Source organism: Nocardiopsis potens DSM 45234, assembly GCF_000341105.1.
GTDB lineage: Bacteria > Actinomycetota > Actinomycetes > Streptosporangiales > Streptosporangiaceae > Nocardiopsis_A > Nocardiopsis_A potens.
Genome location: NZ_ANBB01000044.1, coordinates 121807 through 136851 on the forward strand (window position 1 = coordinate 121807; position 15045 = coordinate 136851).

Here is a 15045-nt window from a genome sequence, read left to right on the forward strand (position 1 = left end):
CTACGCCTACCGGTCGGTAGGGCTGCTCCGCCTACGCTGTTCCGCTCGCCACTCTTTCAATTCGAGGGCGCGAAGCCCAGCATCGCCCCCCCGGCATCGCCCCCGGGGCACGGGCCGCCCCGGCGGGTCGCACCCGGGCCGGGCGGGGCGGGGAGGCCATATCATCGGGTGACGTGCGCATAGCCCTCATCGACTCCGGTATCGGAATGCTGTCCACCGCCGCCGCGCTCCGCGCGGCCCGCCCGGACGCCGACCTGATCCTGTCCATGGACCCCGACCACATGCCGTGGGGGCCGCGGACGCCCGAGGACATCATCGGCCGGGTGCTGGCCGGAGCCCGCGCCGCCGCCGCGCTGGAACCCGACGCGATCGTGGTGCCGTGCAACACCGCGTCGGTGAACGGCCTGGTGGCGCTGCGCGCCGAGTTCGAACCGGGCACCCCGGTGATCGGGACGGTCCCGCCGATCAAGCCGGCCGCCGAGAACGGCGCCCCGATCGCGGTGTGGGCCACCCGGGCCACCACCGCCAGCCGCTACCAGCAGGACCTGATCGACCGGTTCGCCCCGGGCGGCGAGGTCGCCGCGGTGGCCTGCCTCGGGCTGGCCGAGGCGGTGGAGTCGGCCGACCCCGGGGCGATCGCCTCCGCGGTGGCCTACGCCGCCGAGCGCACCCCGGCCGGGGTGCGCGGCGTGGTCCTCGGCTGCACCCACTACGACCTGGTGGACGCGGAGATCTCCGCGGCGCTCGGCGGCGGCCCCGCGCTGTTCACCGCGGCGCAGGCGGTCGCCGCCCAGGCCCTGCGCCGGATCGGCGCGGAGCCGGACCCCGGGGCCCGGCGCACCGGCACGGTCCGGGTCCTGGCCAGCGGCCGCCCGGCCGACCTGCCCAAGGCCGCCCTGGCCTACCCCGCCGGCGAGGTACTGGCCGAGCCCGCGCTGCCCGCCTGAGCCAGCTCCCTCGCCACTCCCGGCGGTCCCCCCGGCGGGTCAGTTCGGGGTGGACGGGGTGAGCGCCGCCTCGGTGAGCGTGCGGACCAGGACCCGCACCCCGGCGGTGTCGTTGTCCTGCAGCAGGGTCTCCAGCAGGGAGAGCGCGGCGCGCTGGTCGCCGGGGGCGCGGCGGACCCGGGACCACTGCGGTTCGGCGGCGGTGTCGCCGAGCTTGAGCGTCCGCCCCACCTGCCCGAGGGCGCTGAGCAGGACGGAGTCGTCCGGGCGCTCGGCGCGGGCCGCGACGACCAGGTCGGCCTGGCGCTCGGGGTCGACCGTCTCCCTCGACTCCCTGCGCAGCTCGGCGACGAGGTCGGCGGCGCCGACCGGGAGGACCACCGGGGGCAGGCCGAGCACCAGGCCGCGGGCCTCGTCCAGGTCGGCGGCGAGCTCGTCGGAGCGGCGGATGCGCCCCAGCGCGCGCCGGGCCCGGCCCAGCGCGCTCTCCCCCACCCAGCGGGCGCCGCGCGCGGCCGCCAGCCGGGCCGCGGCCAGCGAGAGCTGCGCGCACCGGCGGTCCGCGCCGACCCGCTCGGCGTAGCGGGACCAGGTGGTCAGGGCCACCCCGGTCTTCCAGTCGTTGGCCAGCGCGCCCTGGGCGGCGAGGTCCTCGGCCGCGTCCGCCCAGGCCTTGCGGAGCAGCGGGTGGGCGTCGGCCTCGGTGACGTCGGGCAGTGCGGCCGCCGCCTCCTCGGCCGGCTTCAGCCCGGCCCGGGAGAGCCAGGCCAGCAGCCGGGCGCGCTCGAACCGGAGCCGCCGGGCCGCGGCGGTGCGCGCCGTCCCGGCCGGAACCGAGGCCAGCGCCCCCTCCTCCAGCCGCTCCAGCACGAGCAGCGCGTCGGTGTGGCGGTCCTGGTAGCGCAGCGCGCGCACGTAGGCGAAGCCGTACTCCATGCCGACCTCGGCCCCGGCCTCGCGGATCTCCGCGGCGCGCAGGTCCAGCTCGCGGACGGCCTCCTCGGGGCGCTCGTCGTCGATGAGCATGTCGGCGTGCGCGACGACCAGCGCCTCCCAGGCCGGGTGGCCCGGGACTGAGTGCGCCATGGCCTCGGCGAGCAGCGCGGTCCGGTCCGCGGTGCGGCCGGGGCCGTCGATGTTGGCGTAGCAGTCCAGCACGTTCTGCGCGGCGCACGACGCCGGGCCGCAGGAGGCCGCCGCGTCGTCGGCGTCCTCGGCCTCGCCGTGCGCGGCGACCAGCGCCTCCTCGGCGGCGGCGAGCGCCGCGGTCCCCTCCCCGCGGTGGCCGACCCGCGCGGCCAGCGGCCAGTGCCGGTAGTAGCCCTCCAGCCACACCGGGAGGAAGCCGTCGGCCTCGCGCAGCGCGCGCAGGGCCGACGGCAGCACCGCGCGGATCCGCTCGGTCTCCCCTTCGGCGGCCAGCAGCGGCAGCCGCACCACCGCGTCGGCCAGCTCCGGACGCTCCTCTTCGCGGAAGCGCCGCGCCGTCTCGGCCACCCACGTCCACAGAGTCACGACAAGCAACCCCCCTCGCCCCTATCGGGCACCGAACGTAGCAGTGCGGTCACTCCGACGTGCGGGAAATGCGAAAAGTCCTGTCGCTTCGGGCGGATAGACTCCTCTGCAAGGGCCGAGCACAGAACCCGGGTACCGCGTGGACGGGAGCACGACGCACATGGGATGGCGAGACCGGTTCGGACTCCGCAGGGCGCGGCGGCGGGGCAAGGCCCGCTTCGACCGCCCGGCCGAGGACTCCGATGTGAAGGCGCTGATCGATTTCGCCCGGTCCAGGACGGGCGTGGAGTTCTACGTCGAACCGGAGACGTTCGCCACCGGGACCACCGCCGTGGGCGTCGCGCACGACGGCGAGTGGACCCGGCGCCGGGTCGGGTCCCCCGAGGTGATCCGCAAGGTGGCGCGGAAGCTGGCGGTTCCCGTCTACGATGTCCTGGTCGTCGGCTATCCCAAGCGGATGCGCGAGTGGACCGCTCGGAACAAGCGCGGGCTCTCCCTGGACGACTGAGGCCTCCGGGCGCGGACGACCGCTCCTCTCCGCGGGTTCGCGGCGGGGGCGGGCAGGGCGGCCTCCGCCGCGCGGCCGGCCGGGGCGGGCCCCGGAACCGGACGCGGGCCCGACGGCCCGGCCGCTCTCGGCACGGCCGGGCGATCCGAGAGACGAGGAGGAAGCGCCGCCTTCCGCCCGCAGGGCGGGAGTCCCCGCGCCAACGCACCCATGACCCAGCCTGACAAGACCGGCATGCCGTCGTGGCTGCCGCGCGCGATGATGCTCGCGGTGTGGACCGTCATCGGCTTCGCCGTCGCCGGATGGCTCTTCTTCCAGCTGCGCGGCCTGCTGGTGCTGCTGCTCATCTCGCTCTTCCTCGCCCTGGCACTGGAGCCCGCGGTCAACTGGCTGCACCGGCACCGCTGGCCGCGCGGGGTGGCCACCGGCGCGGTGATGCTGGCCGCGCTGGGCGTGCTCGCGGTGTTCGTCTCAGTGCTCGGCTCGATGCTGGTCGGCCAGGTGCTGGAGTTCGCCGCGCAGATCCCGGCGATGAGCCGGGCCCTGCTGAGCTGGGTCAACAGCACCTTCAACGCCGATTTCCAGCCGGAGATCCTGCTCGCCGAGCTGACCGACGTGAGCGGCCAGCTCAACCAGTGGGCCTCCAGCGCGGCGGAGAACGCCTGGGGCGCCGGGACGGCGCTGCTCCTGCTGCTCTTCAACGGGCTGACGGTGGCGCTGTTCACCTTCTACCTGACCGCCGACGGGCCCCGGTTCCGGCGCACCATCTGCTCGGTGCTGCCGCCCCGCACGCAGAGCGAGGTGCTGCGGGCCTGGGAGATCGCGATCGACAAGACCGGCGGCTACATCTACTCCCGCGCGCTGCTCGCGCTGATCTCCACCGCCGCCCACTTCGCGGCGCTGGTCGTGCTGGACGTGGACTACGCGTTCGCGCTGGCGCTGTGGGTCGGCGTGCTCTCCCAGTTCATCCCGACCGTCGGCACCTACATCGGCGGGGCGCTCCCGGTGGTGGTGGCGCTGATCGGCGGCCCGTTCCCGGCGCTGTGGATGCTCGTGTTCATCACCGTCTACCAGCAGTTCGAGAACTACGTGCTGCAGCCGCGGATCACCGCCCGGACGCTGGACATGCACCCGGCCGTGGCGTTCGGCGCGGTGCTGGCCGGGGCCGCGGTGCTGGGCGCCCCGGGCGCGCTGCTCGCGCTGCCCGCCGGCGCCAGCCTGCAGGCGTTCCTCAGCGTGTACATCAAGCGCTACGAGGTGGCCGAGCACCCGCTGCTCGAAGGGACCGAGGAGGAGCGGCGGGCCGCCGGGGAGGCCGGTGCGGACGGGGCGGACGGTGCGGAGCCGGCCCCCGCCGACCGGACGGCGGCGGAGCCCGGCGGCTCCGGGAAGGCCGCGGACGGCGGGGCGGCGGAGCGGGCCGGGAAGGCCGCGGAGGGCGCGTGAGTCTCCGGCTCTGGCGCCCGGGCCCGGGTGGAGGGCAAGCTATCTCACAGCGGCGCCGGAAGGCGCGGATCGTCTGGTGCGATTCGGGTAATACGCGGCTTTTTGGCCATTGATCGGCACAAGTTTGAAGCATCTCCCCGAGCCGGGCGGTTCCCTTACCCGCCGCTTCCATCGCATACTCCCCTGGGAGGGGGACTGAGGAATGAAGCGGGATCTCACGGCCTTGTGCTGCGAATGCGGCCAGAGCCGCCAGGTGAGCGACTACCAGGGCACCGGCGAGGCGCAGTCCGCCTACGGCCTGGCCCGGTGCGTCGTCCGGCGCCTCTGCCGCGTCTGCGGCCATCGCACCTACCACGCCTACCTGCGCGACGACGCCGACCGCGACGAGCTCGAAGAGGCCCTGAAGCTGGACGACGCGATGGCCGGGGAGGCCTTGGAGGAGGAGATCCAGCAGCTCCGTCTCTGCGACGTCGAGATCGGGCACGCCCCGGTGCCGGCCGTCTGGGACGGCCAGCCGGTCGGGATGGTGACCCAGCGGCTCGCGGACCGCTCCTACTCGGTGGTCCTGGACCCGGCCGCCTCGGTGGTCGCCCGGCTGAAACTGATCGACCTGGTCTGGAACGAGCTGACCACCGGCGAGCACGACGACCGCTGGCAGTTCCAGCCGGGCGAGGACGAGGAGTCGCCCGGGTACGCGGTACGGCTCTTCGGCTACCGCCTGCGCCGCTAGTGGCGGGAGACCCCCCAGGGCGATGATCTCGACGCTGCGGGGGCAGCAGAGCGCTCTGCTGCCCCCGCAGCGTCGAGATCATCGGGGAGAGGCGGGCCCGGCCGTCAGCCGGCCGCCGCGGCGGGCTCGCGCTCCGCGGCGAGGGCGTCGAGGCGGCGGAGCGCACCCCGGGCCACCTCCGGGTCGCCGGTCTCCCAGTAGGGCGGCAGCGAGGAGCGGAGGAAGCCGCCGTACCTGGCGGTGGCCAGCCGCGGGTCGAGCACCGCGATCACGCCCCGGTCGGCGGTGGAGCGCAGCAGCCGCCCGGTCCCCTGGGCCAGCAGCAGCGCGGCGTGCGTGGCCGCCACCGCCATGAAGCCGTTGCCGCCGTGCGCGCCGATGGAGCGCTGCCGCGCCGAGGCCAGCGGGTCGTCCGGCCGCGGGAAGGGGATCCGGTCGACGATGACCAGCTGCAGCGACGGCCCGGGCACGTCCACCCCCTGCCAGAGCGAGAGGGTGCCGAACAGGCAGCTCTGCTCGTCCGCGGCGAACCGCTCCACCAGCTGCCCGGTGGAGTCCTCCCCCTGGCACAGGACCGGGACGTCCAGCCGCTCGCGCATCTCCTCCGCCGCGGCGGAGGCGGCCCGCATCGAGGAGAACAGCCCCAGGGTGCGCCCGCCGGCCGCCCCGATCAGCTCCTCGATCTCCTTCAGGTACCGCTCGTCCAGCCCGTCCCGGCCGGGCGGCGGCAGGTGCCGGGCCACGTAGAGGATGCCGCTGCGCCGGTGGTCGAAGGGGGAGCCGACGTCCAGCCCGCGCCAGCGCGGCTCGCCCGCCGCGGTGTCGGCGTCGCCGCGCCGCTCCGCCCCGTCCGCGGCCTCCCCGCCGCCGTTCGGGCCGTCCGCACCGTCCGCGCCGGGGGGCTCGGTGTCGGTCCGCCGGCCCAGGCCCCACTGCGCGGCCAGCGCGCCGAAGCCCCCGCCCAGGGCGAGGGTGGCCGAGGTGAGCACGGTGGTGCGGTCGCCGAAGAGCTTCTCCCGGAGCAGCCCGCCGACGCCGAGCGGGGCGACGTGCAGCGCGGGCGCGGTGTGCGGCCCCTTGGCCAGCCAGACCACCGAGGTCCGGTCGCGCAGCGGCGGCTCGAAGGACTCCAGCAGCCGGACCGCGGCGTCGTGCACCTCCTCCAGGGCGGCCAGGGTGCGGCGGCGGGCCGCGGTGGTGTCCGCGTCGCCCTCGGCGCTGACCGCCTTGACCGCGGTGATGCAGGAGTGCGCGGTGTCGCGGACCGACGCGACCGCGCCGGCCAGCCCTTCGTCGATGTGGTCCAGCCGGCCCGGGTCCAGGTCGGCGACCATCAGGGCGAGCCCGTCGGCGGCCTCGCCGAGCCGCTCGGTGGTGTCCGGCTCGACCAGGCGCGCGGCGCGCTTGGCCGCGGCCGAGACGGCCCGGTCGCCCAACACCGCGGTGGCCACCGAGGTGACCCGGTCGACCAGCTCGTGGGCCTCGTCCACGACCAGCACCGGGTGCTCCGGGAGGATGTGGTAGCCCTGCATGGCGTCGATCGCGAGCAGGGCGTGGTTGGTGACCACGATGTCGGCCTCGCCGGCCGCCTCGCGAGCCAGCTCGGCGAAGCACTCCTGGCCGAAGGGGCAGGCCGCGGCGCCGATGCACTCGTTCCCGGACACCGACACCTGGCGCCAGGCGAGGTCGCCGACGCCGGGGACGAGGTCGTCCCGGTCGCCGCTCTCGGTCTCCTCCGCCCACTCGTGCAGCCGCTTCACCTGGCGCCCCATCGCGGAGAGCCGGCGCGGGTCGAAGAGCTCGGCCTCGGGCTCCTCGGCGGCCTCCCCGGTGCCGTTCAGCTTCTGCCGGCACAGGTAGTTCCGGCGCCCCTTGAGGATCGCGAAGGTCGGCTCCCGGCCGAGCATCGGCGCCAGCGCCGCGGCCAGCCGGGGCAGGTCCCGCTCGATCAGCTGGCGCTGCAGCGCGAGGGTGGCGGTGGAGACCACGACGGTGGTCTCCTCGGCGAAGGCGTGGCGGATGGCCGGCACCAGGTAGGCCAGCGACTTCCCGGTTCCGGTTCCGGCCTGCACCACGAGGTGCTCCTGGGCGGCGACGGCGCCGGCGACGGCCGCGGCCATCTCCGCCTGGCCCTCGCGCCGGGCTCCGCCCAGGGCGGTGACGGCCGCGTCCAGCAGGGTCTCGACATCGGGGAGTTCAGGCACGCATGCGACAGTACCGCTCCCGTGGGACGCGCGGGGACCGCTCCGCGGAGGCTGTGGACGGCCGCGCGCGCCCGTCCCGGCCGGGCCTTCACTTGGGCTCGGTGGTGATCTCCAGCTCGTCGTGGAGGAAGCAGTAGTGGTCGCGCACGTCCCTGCCGTCGGAGAGCGGGGCGGTGAAGCTCCAGGCCGCGTCGACCAGGTCCCGGTCGCCGGTGCGCAGGTGCCAGTAGCGCGCCCGGCCCTTGTACGGGCAGTGGTACTCGGTGCCGCTGGGCGCGAGCAGGTCGGTGCGGACGTCGTCGGGCGGGAAGTAGTAGCGGTTGGGCAGGCCGGTCTCGGAGAGCACCCTGGCGTTCCCGCTCAGCGCGACGACCTGGTCGCCGTGGCGGACCCGGACCAGCACGCTCGCCGGCCGGGTGTCCACCCGGTGGTAGGGGTCCCGCAGGTGGGCGCGGACCTCCTCCTCTTCGTCGAACCAGGAGTCGGCGGCGTCCCAGTAGAGCGCGGACAGGCCGCGCAGCCAGGACGCCTCCGGCCTGGGGTCGGGGTAGGCCCAGACCGCGTTCTCCGCGGTGCGCCCGCCGACGGTGAGGTGCCAGTAGGCCGCGTCCCCCTTGTAGGGGCAGTGCGTGGTGTGGTCGCTGGGGGTGAGGCTGCCGCCGCGCAGGTCCTCGGTGGGCACGTAGAGCTGCGGCATCAGACCGGTCTCGTGCAGCAACCGCCCCTGGACCGTGTCGAGCACGGCGGTGCCGGCCAGCACCGCCCGCACCCGGCGCGGGAACGGCTGCATGAACAGCGCGTGCCGCGGCGCCGAGAGGGTGTAGTTCACCGTCGCGGGCGCGCTCCTGCTGAGCGGACCGCCGCCGAAGGTCAGTGACATCCCGGTCTCCCCCGTCATCGCCGTGACCGTCGGCGGTGGTTATGCCCAGGCCGGCCTCTTCTCTACCGGCCGGCGGCGAGCCTGCGGGCGTCCCGCTCGGGGCGGGTGAAGACCACCGCGACCGTGCCGCAGACCAGGGTGAGGCCGCCCCAGAACATCAGCCCGGTGTCCAGGCCCGCCGCCTGGGTGGCGCCGGCGTCGGCGAACAGCCCGGTGACCAGCGGGCCGATCACGCCGGCGATGCCGTAGACCGCGGCGTAGGCGCCCAGCACCCCGGCGCGCTTGCCGGTCGGGGCGATCTGCCCGATGACGGTGCTGCCCACCGGGAAGGCGATCAGCCCGAGGGCGCCGAGGATGCTCACCCCGAGCTTGAGCGGGACCAGCGGCAGCAGCACGAACCCGAACAGCGAGACCCCGGCGGCCAGCAGGCACACCCCGCCGAGCACGCCGCGCGCGCCCCTGCTGCTCACGCCCCGGCCCATCAGCGCCTTGATCAGGAAGGCCAGCCCGATGTAGACGCAGAGCACGGTGAAGAGCTGGCTGGCCATCAGGTAGAGGCTGGTCTGGTGCTCGGTGAGGCCCAGCACGTTCTGCACGTAGAGCGGCATGAAGGCGAGCTTGACCGAGATGCCCCAGTTGGCGGCGAACGCGGCCAGCGAGACCGCGATGAAGGTGGGGGTGCGCACGATCTGCCAGAAGCCGGGCTCCGCGCCGGAGGCCGCCGCCCGCTCCGGCCCGGCGGCACCGGCCCCGGGCCCGCTCCGCTTCGCCTCCTCCGCGCCGGTGGCGCCGGTGAGCGGCCCCTCCCTGCCGATGAGCAGCCACACCGCGCACCAGGCGATGCTGGCCAGCCCGGACCCGAGGAACGCCGCCCGCCAGCCGTGCTCGACGATCAGCCAGGTCAGCACCGGGGCGCCGATCAGGACGCCGAGCGAGCCGCCGGCCGACAGCAGCGAGCTGGCCAGGCTCCGGTCGGCCTCTCGGAGCCACTTGAAGGCGGCGTGGTTGACCAGCCCGTAGGTGGGCCCCTCCGAGCCGCCGAGCAGGAGGCGGGAGAAGAGGATCATGCCGAGCCCGGCGGCGAAGACCATGGAGATCTGGGCGACGCCCCACAGCACCGCGATGACGCCGAGCAGCCGGGTGGCAGGGGCCCTGTTCGCGTAGAAGCCGACGGCCAGGGTGGCGATGAAGAAGGGCACGTAGAAGATGCTGTTGGCGAAGCCGTACTCGGTCGCGGTGAGCCCGAACTCCTCGATCACCGGGTTGGCCGCGAGGCCGAACGCCAGCTTGTCCGCGTAGTTGAGGCCCATCAGGATGACGAGCATTCCGACGATGACCCAGGCCCGCGGGGAGCCGGGGACCCCTTCGCCGCGGGCCGCCGCGGCCGGTCCGGAGGTGCGCAGTGCCATGGGGGACCCTTCCTCGCTCCGACATTCCTAACAGTGTTCGGTTAGAGTGGTGCGAGTCACATTAGGGTCGGCCGCCCTCCCGGACAACCCCTTACCGACCGGTAGGAATGTGCGCCGCCCCGGAGAGCCGCCGGAGCCGGCCGGCGCGGGCGCCCGTAGCATCGGGCCCATGGAAGCGGGTACGGACGACGACCGGTCGGAACTGCGCCGGATCAGCGGGGAGGCCGCGGTGCTCGGCGGCGCCGCCTACGCGATCCTGATGCAGGTGAGCCATCCCGGGGTGGGGCAGGGCGTCGCCGACCACAGCGACTTCGCGCAGCGCCCCGTGGACCGGCTGCGCGCCACGCTGACCTTCGTCTACACCATGGCCGCGGGGACCCCGGAGGAGGTCGACCGGGTGTCCCGCACCGTCCGGGCGGCGCACGCCCGGGTCCGCGGCCCCGGCTACGACGCCCGCGACCCCGACCTGCAGACATGGGTCGCGGCCACCCTGTACGAGGGCGGCCTCCGGCTCTACGAGACCGCGCTGGGGCCGCTGCCGCCGGACCGCGGGGAGGCCGCCTACCGGCAGGCCGCGGTGTACGCCACCGCGCTGGGCTGCCCGGCGGACCACTGGCCGCCGACCCGGGGCGACTTCGAGCGCTACTGGTCCGAATCGGTCGCCGCGCTCCGCCCCGGCGAGACCGCCCGGGGCATCGCCCGCGACCTGTTCCACCCGCGGAACCCGCTGCTGGGGCCGCCGATGCGGCTGCAGCGGTTCCTCGCCGCGGGCCTGCTCCCCGCGCACGTGCGGGACGGGCTGGGCCTGCCCTGGGGGCCGCGCTCGCAGCGCCGCTTCGACCGGTTCACCGCCGCCCTCCGCGCCGTCTACCCGCGGCTGCCGCTCCGGGTGCGCACCGCCCCCATGGCGCTGTGCCTGTGGGACATGCGCCGCCGGGCCGCCCGCGGCGGCCGCCCGCACCGCGGTTCGCCGCCCCGGCGACACCGCCCGGCCGGCTGACCCCGGCGGCGGGGCGGACACGGATCGGCGCGCGCCGCCCGGGCAGGCGCCCGGCGGACTCCCGGGCCCGCTCCGCCCGGGCGGCCCGCGGCCGCCCTGCGGCGGCGGGGCGGGCGGTCAGTCGTCTCCGGAGGCCGAGGAGCGGGAGCGGCCCAGGTAGAGCGCGGCGGCACCGGCGGCGAGCGAGGCCAGTCCGGTGGCGGCCATCCCGATCAGGGCCTGGCCGGTGACCGGCAGCCTGCCGCCGCCACCGCCGGTCGACGCGTCGGGGTCCAGGGCGAGGCCGTCCGCGCCGGACTCCCCGCTCGGGCTCTGCGGCTCCGCCGAGGGGCTCGGGGAGGCGCCGCCGCCCGGGCCCGGCCCGGTGGACCCGGCACCGCCGCCCGGCTCGGTGGGGCGGTCGCCGGTACCGCCGGGGCCCTCGGTCCCGGGCTCCTCCCCGGGCCGCTCCCCGCCGCGGTCCCCGCCGCCGGTCTCCTCCGGCGAGGGCTCCGTCCTCGGGGCGCGCTCGGGGCCGGGGGACGGCCGCGGGCTGGGGTCGGTCCCGCCCTCCTCGGGCGGGGAGGGCTCGGTCAGCACCCGGCCGCCGTGCACGCCCGCCCCGGCCAGGTCGACCCGGTAGGTGCCGCTGACGTCCGCCGCCGCCTCTTCCTCCGCGCCTTCCTCCGCACCGCCGGCCGCGGTGACGTCGAACTGCAGGGTGAGGCCGGCCCAGGCCGCGGTGGCGGTCTCGCCGCCCTCCGACAGGCCGTGCTCCGAGGCCCGCGCGGTGAGGTCCACCCGGACCGGGCCCGCGGGGCCATCGGCGGTGAAGGTGCGCTCGACCGCGCCGTCCCCGGCCGCCTCCAGGTCGACCGGTTCGCCGAGCACCTCCAGGCCGCGGACCTCGAGATCGGCCGTGGCCCCGCGCTCCTCGGTCCACCGGGCCCGGGACTCGACCGCCTCGACCGCGGCCAGGTCCTCGGCGCCGAAGGCCTCGGCCAGCCGCCGGTCCGGCTCGCCGTCGGCGGCCGGCAGCAGGGCGCAGGAGGGGTCGAGGCGGGCATCGGTGATCGACGCGCGGGCGCTCAGGGCGGCGCCGTCGGCGGAGACCCTGCTGTAGGCGCGCTCGGGCGCGGACCGGAAGTGCTGGTCGCCCCCGGCGCCGTCGTCCGCACCGTCCCAGTGCGCGACGGCCGGGCCGCCGCCGTAGCCGGTCTCGACCTCGCCGATGGTGCCCATGCCGCACCATTCGACGGCGGCGATCCTGGCTGTGGCGGCGTGTTCCGCGCCGGCTCCGGGGGATGCGGAGCCCGCCGCGTCCGCGGCGGCCGGGGCGGCGGCCGCCAGGGCGCCCGCGCAGCCGATCGCCGCCAGGGCGCGTGCGATGGGACGGAACCGGGTGGGGGAACTCGGTGTCACGGTCGTCCTCGGCTCTGTCGGTGACGACACGAATCTACCCTCCGCCCGGCACTCCCGGTAGTCCGCCCCTGTCCTCCGCAGAGGCCGCGGCGGGGGTGCGGCGGCCCCCTCCCCTCCGAACCTCCCTGGAGGAACGGCGCATATGCCTACCCGGATCCGCCGGGTTCCCGATCGGCCGCTATCGGCCACATCCGGCCGCTTCCGGCGCGGCGGTACGGCCGGCCGGCGGTCAGTGCTCGGCGGGGAGCGGGACCAGGCCCGCGGCGACCTCCCCGGGCCCGCCCGCGCAGACCGACTTGACCAGCGAGTACAGGCAGAGGTTCAGTGCCTCGTGCCGGGAGACCGAGGACTGGTGGCAGTAGGCCCAGCCGGAGTAGAGGTGCCCCCAGAGCAGCTGCTGGGCCCAGAGCGGGCCGATCCGCCGGTCCAGGGTCCCGTCCGCGTGGCCCCGCTCGACCAGTGCGTAGAGCGCCCGGTCGTACTCCTCCGGCTCCTCGGCCCACGCCGACTCGTCGATCTCCTCGCCGCTCCCCCAGGCCAGCATGACGGCGTCGCGCAGCGGGAAGTACTCGGCCGCCAGGCGCACGAGCGCCTCGGCCCCGGTCCCCTCGGCGGGGCGCGCCCGCTCGGTGGCCTCCCGGAGGACCTCGTCGGCGTGCTCCTCCAGGGCGGCGAGCAGGTCCGAGCGCTCCGGGAAGTAGCGCTGCAGGGTGCTGCGGGCCACCCCGGCCGCCCGGGCGACGTCGGAGAGCGGCGCCGCGGAGCGCTCGGCGAGCACGGTCACCGCCGCCTCCAGGATCGCCCGGCGGGTCCGCGCCCGCGTCCTCGTCTCTTCCTCCACCGGAGCCCGTTTCGCCATGGCCGCATGGTAGCCCCGTCGGTAATCGCTTGACAATAATCGGGCACTCATGACCTAATTTCGAGCATGAACGCTTCAATCCCGACACGTCCCGACCCGCCCGGACCGGCGCCGGGCCGCTTCCCCGACCTGCGGCTGCTCTGGTCGTTCCTGCACCCGCACCGGCGGACCGTGCTGCTGGGCCTGGTGCTCGCCCTGGTCGGCTCGGCCCTGGAGCTGGCCACCCCGATGGTGACCAAGCTGCTGCTGGACAACCTCTCCGCCGACGCCGACCTGCGCACCCCGATCCTGCTGCTGCTCGGGCTGCTGGTGGTCGGCGGCGCCCTGGGCATGTGGCACTGGGTGCTGCTCGGTACCCTCGCCGAGCGGGTCGTGCTGGACGCCCGCGGCTCGCTGGTCCGGCGCTACTTCCGCGCCTCGCTGGTCCCGCTGACCCGGCGCAGCACCGGCGAGCTGGTCACCCGGGTCACCTCCGACACGGTGCTGCTCCGCGAGGCGGCCTCGACCGGCGTGGTGAACCTGATCAACAGCGGTGCGCTGCTGATCGGGACGCTCGTCATGATGGCCGTGCTGGACCTGCCGCTGCTCGGCGTGACCGCGGCCGCGGTGGCCGTGGTGACGGTGCTGTTCCTGCTGCTGATGCCGGCGATCGCCCGGGCCCAGGAGCGGGCCCAGGAGGCGCTCGGCCGGATGGGCGGCCTGCTGGACGGCTCGCTGCGGGCGATCCGCACGGTGAAGGCGGCCCGCGCCGAGCAGCGGATCATCGAGCGGATCGGCGAGGACGCCGAGGAGTCGGCCCGGCACGGGATCAGCTCGGTCCGGCACGAGGCGGCCGCCTGGACCATCGCCGGCACCGGGATCCAGCTGGCGATCATCGCGATCCTCGGCGTCGGCGCGCTGCGGATCACCACCGGCGGCATCGAGGTGTCCACCCTGGTGGCCTTCCTGCTGTACGCGTTCACCCTGCTCAACCCGGTCAGCGAGCTCTCCCAGAGCGTGACCTCGCTGCAGGCCGGGGTGGCCGCGGCCCGGCGCATCCGGGAGACCGAGGCGCTGGCGCCGGAACCCGGGGCCGAGCCCGCCGGCGGCCTCGCCGAGCCGGGGCCGGGCGGTCCCGCCGAGGGCGCGCCGGACCGGGCGCTGCTGGAGCTGCGCGGGGTCACCGCCCGCTACGCGCCCGGGGCCGCGCCGGCGCTGCGCGGAGTCGACCTGGCCGTCCCGGCCCGCGGGCACACCGCGATCGTCGGCCCCTCCGGCGCCGGCAAGACCACGGTGCTCTCCCTACTGCTGCGCTTCCTCGAACCCGAGGAGGGGCGGCTCTACCTGGACGGAGTCCCCTACTCCGGCCTCACCCCCGGCGAGGTGCGCCGGCGGTTCGCCTACGTGGAGCAGGACACCCCGGTGCTGCCCGGGACCATCCGGGAGAACCTGCTGTTCGGCCGGCCCGACGCCGGCGAGGAGGAGATCCGGCGGGTGCTCGCCGAGGTCCGGCTGACCGGCAAGATCGACGCGCTGGAGGAGGGGCTGGACACCCCGCTGGGCTCCGACTCGCTCTCCGGCGGCCAGCGCCAGCGGATCGCGCTCGCCCGCGCCCTGCTGCACGCCCCCGACGTGCTGCTGCTCGACGAGGCGACCGCCCAGATCGACGCGATCACCGAGGCGGCCGTCACCCGCAGCGTGCGCCGGCACGCCGACCGCGCGGCGGTGGTGACCATCGCCCACCGGCTGTCCACCGTCATCCGCGCCGACCGGATCGTGGTGCTGGAGGACGGCCGGGTCCGCGCCCAGGGCACCCACACCGAGCTGCTCCGCTCCGACGACCTCTACCGGGACCTGGTCGCGGCCCTGCACATCGCCGAGGAGGAGAACGCCCCCGCCCCCGGCTGACCCGGGCACCGGAAGCGCGCGGCGCCCCCGCCGGGCGCGGAGCGGCGGGAGGCCGGCCGGTGCGGCATGCGGACCGGACCGGCGGCCCCGGAGTCCCCGCCCCGAACGGGGAACCGGGCCCGGGGAAGGGGACCGAAGGCGGTCGGTGTGCGCGGACCGGCCCCCGGAACCGCGCTCGGACGCCGGTCGTCCGCCCCTCTCCCACCGGAGGGCGGGACGGCCCTCCGCCCCGACGGGACGGCGTCGGGGGAGCGGCCTC

General features: G+C 75.9%; 12 protein-coding genes. 6 read left to right on the top strand and 6 right to left on the bottom strand.

Annotation, left to right across the window (positions count from 1 at the left end; all coding sequences use genetic code 11):
• Nucleotides 1–173 precede the first annotated feature (173 nt).
• Nucleotides 174–947, top strand: a complete 774-nt coding sequence (locus D459_RS0117795) for a glutamate racemase (RefSeq protein ID WP_081620606.1) — start codon at nucleotides 174–176, stop codon at nucleotides 945–947.
• Nucleotides 948–986: 39 nt separating this feature from the next.
• Here D459_RS0117795 and D459_RS0117800 read toward each other — a convergent pair whose 3' ends face one another.
• The gene (locus D459_RS0117800) at nucleotides 987–2462 is read right to left on the bottom strand and encodes a hypothetical protein (protein ID WP_026120497.1); all 1476 of its coding nucleotides are present in this window, start codon (nucleotides 2460–2462) and stop codon (nucleotides 987–989) included.
• A 160-nt stretch (nucleotides 2463–2622) separates the two neighbouring features.
• Between D459_RS0117800 and D459_RS0117805 the strand changes: the two genes are divergently transcribed.
• The 3 genes from D459_RS0117805 to D459_RS0117815 all read left to right on the top strand — a co-directional run bounded on the left by D459_RS0117805 (nucleotide 2623) and on the right by D459_RS0117815 (nucleotide 5146).
• Complete coding sequence (locus D459_RS0117805) at nucleotides 2623–2970, top strand: hypothetical protein (protein WP_017594366.1); 348 nt, start codon at nucleotides 2623–2625, stop codon at nucleotides 2968–2970.
• 210 nt (nucleotides 2971–3180) lie between these two features.
• Nucleotides 3181–4416: an AI-2E family transporter gene (locus D459_RS32025; RefSeq protein WP_020380238.1), complete on the top strand. Its 1236-nt coding sequence runs from the start codon at nucleotides 3181–3183 to the stop codon at nucleotides 4414–4416.
• A gap of 202 nt (nucleotides 4417–4618) precedes the next feature.
• A complete protein-coding gene (locus D459_RS0117815; RefSeq protein ID WP_026120498.1) occupies nucleotides 4619–5146 on the top strand; it encodes a DUF6315 family protein in 528 nt (175 codons plus the stop codon).
• Between the two features lie 104 nt (nucleotides 5147–5250).
• Here the strand turns inward: D459_RS0117815 and D459_RS0117820 are convergent, their stop codons facing one another.
• The 3 genes from D459_RS0117820 to D459_RS0117830 all read right to left on the bottom strand — a co-directional run bounded on the left by D459_RS0117820 (nucleotide 5251) and on the right by D459_RS0117830 (nucleotide 9639).
• Nucleotides 5251–7350 carry an ATP-dependent DNA helicase gene (locus tag D459_RS0117820; protein ID WP_017594369.1) on the bottom strand — a complete coding sequence of 700 codons (2100 nt, stop codon included), beginning with the start codon at nucleotides 7348–7350 and terminating at the stop codon, nucleotides 5251–5253.
• 88 nt (nucleotides 7351–7438) lie between these two features.
• Nucleotides 7439–8230 (bottom strand): DUF427 domain-containing protein, encoded by a 792-nt coding sequence (locus D459_RS0117825; protein WP_017594370.1) that lies wholly within the window; start codon nucleotides 8228–8230, stop codon nucleotides 7439–7441.
• Nucleotides 8231–8292: 62 nt separating this feature from the next.
• Nucleotides 8293–9639 carry an MFS transporter gene (locus D459_RS0117830; RefSeq protein WP_017594371.1) on the bottom strand — a complete coding sequence of 449 codons (1347 nt, stop codon included), beginning with the start codon at nucleotides 9637–9639 and terminating at the stop codon, nucleotides 8293–8295.
• A 169-nt stretch (nucleotides 9640–9808) separates the two neighbouring features.
• Between D459_RS0117830 and D459_RS0117835 the strand changes: the two genes are divergently transcribed.
• On the top strand, nucleotides 9809–10639 hold the full coding sequence (locus D459_RS0117835) for an oxygenase MpaB family protein (RefSeq protein ID WP_017594372.1): 831 nt from the start codon (nucleotides 9809–9811) through the stop codon (nucleotides 10637–10639).
• Nucleotides 10640–10756: 117 nt separating this feature from the next.
• On the opposite strand, the gene D459_RS0117840 is transcribed toward D459_RS0117835, so the two are convergent.
• Both D459_RS0117840 and D459_RS0117845 read right to left on the bottom strand, forming a co-directional pair.
• A complete protein-coding gene (locus D459_RS0117840; RefSeq protein ID WP_026120499.1) occupies nucleotides 10757–12040 on the bottom strand; it encodes a hypothetical protein in 1284 nt (427 codons plus the stop codon).
• A gap of 229 nt (nucleotides 12041–12269) precedes the next feature.
• The gene (locus D459_RS0117845) at nucleotides 12270–12899 is read right to left on the bottom strand and encodes a TetR/AcrR family transcriptional regulator (protein ID WP_051065465.1); all 630 of its coding nucleotides are present in this window, start codon (nucleotides 12897–12899) and stop codon (nucleotides 12270–12272) included.
• A 135-nt stretch (nucleotides 12900–13034) separates the two neighbouring features.
• Between D459_RS0117845 and D459_RS0117850 the strand changes: the two genes are divergently transcribed.
• Nucleotides 13035–14786, top strand: a complete 1752-nt coding sequence (locus D459_RS0117850; protein WP_026120500.1) for an ABC transporter ATP-binding protein — start codon at nucleotides 13035–13037, stop codon at nucleotides 14784–14786.
• Nucleotides 14787–15045: the final 259 nt, after the last annotated feature.

Coding starts and splice junctions, on each gene's coding strand:
- D459_RS0117805 (WP_017594366.1), top strand. CDS start 2,623: ATGGGATGGCGAGACCGGTTCGGACTCCGCAGGGCGCGGCGGCGGGGC.
- D459_RS32025 (WP_020380238.1), top strand. CDS start 3,181: ATGACCCAGCCTGACAAGACCGGCATGCCGTCGTGGCTGCCGCGCGCG.
- D459_RS0117815 (WP_026120498.1), top strand. CDS start 4,619: ATGAAGCGGGATCTCACGGCCTTGTGCTGCGAATGCGGCCAGAGCCGC.
- D459_RS0117825 (WP_017594370.1), bottom strand. CDS start 8,230: ATGTCACTGACCTTCGGCGGCGGTCCGCTCAGCAGGAGCGCGCCCGCG.
- D459_RS0117830 (WP_017594371.1), bottom strand. CDS start 9,639: ATGGCACTGCGCACCTCCGGACCGGCCGCGGCGGCCCGCGGCGAAGGG.
- D459_RS0117835 (WP_017594372.1), top strand. CDS start 9,809: ATGGAAGCGGGTACGGACGACGACCGGTCGGAACTGCGCCGGATCAGC.
- D459_RS0117845 (WP_051065465.1), bottom strand. CDS start 12,899: ATGGCGAAACGGGCTCCGGTGGAGGAAGAGACGAGGACGCGGGCGCGG.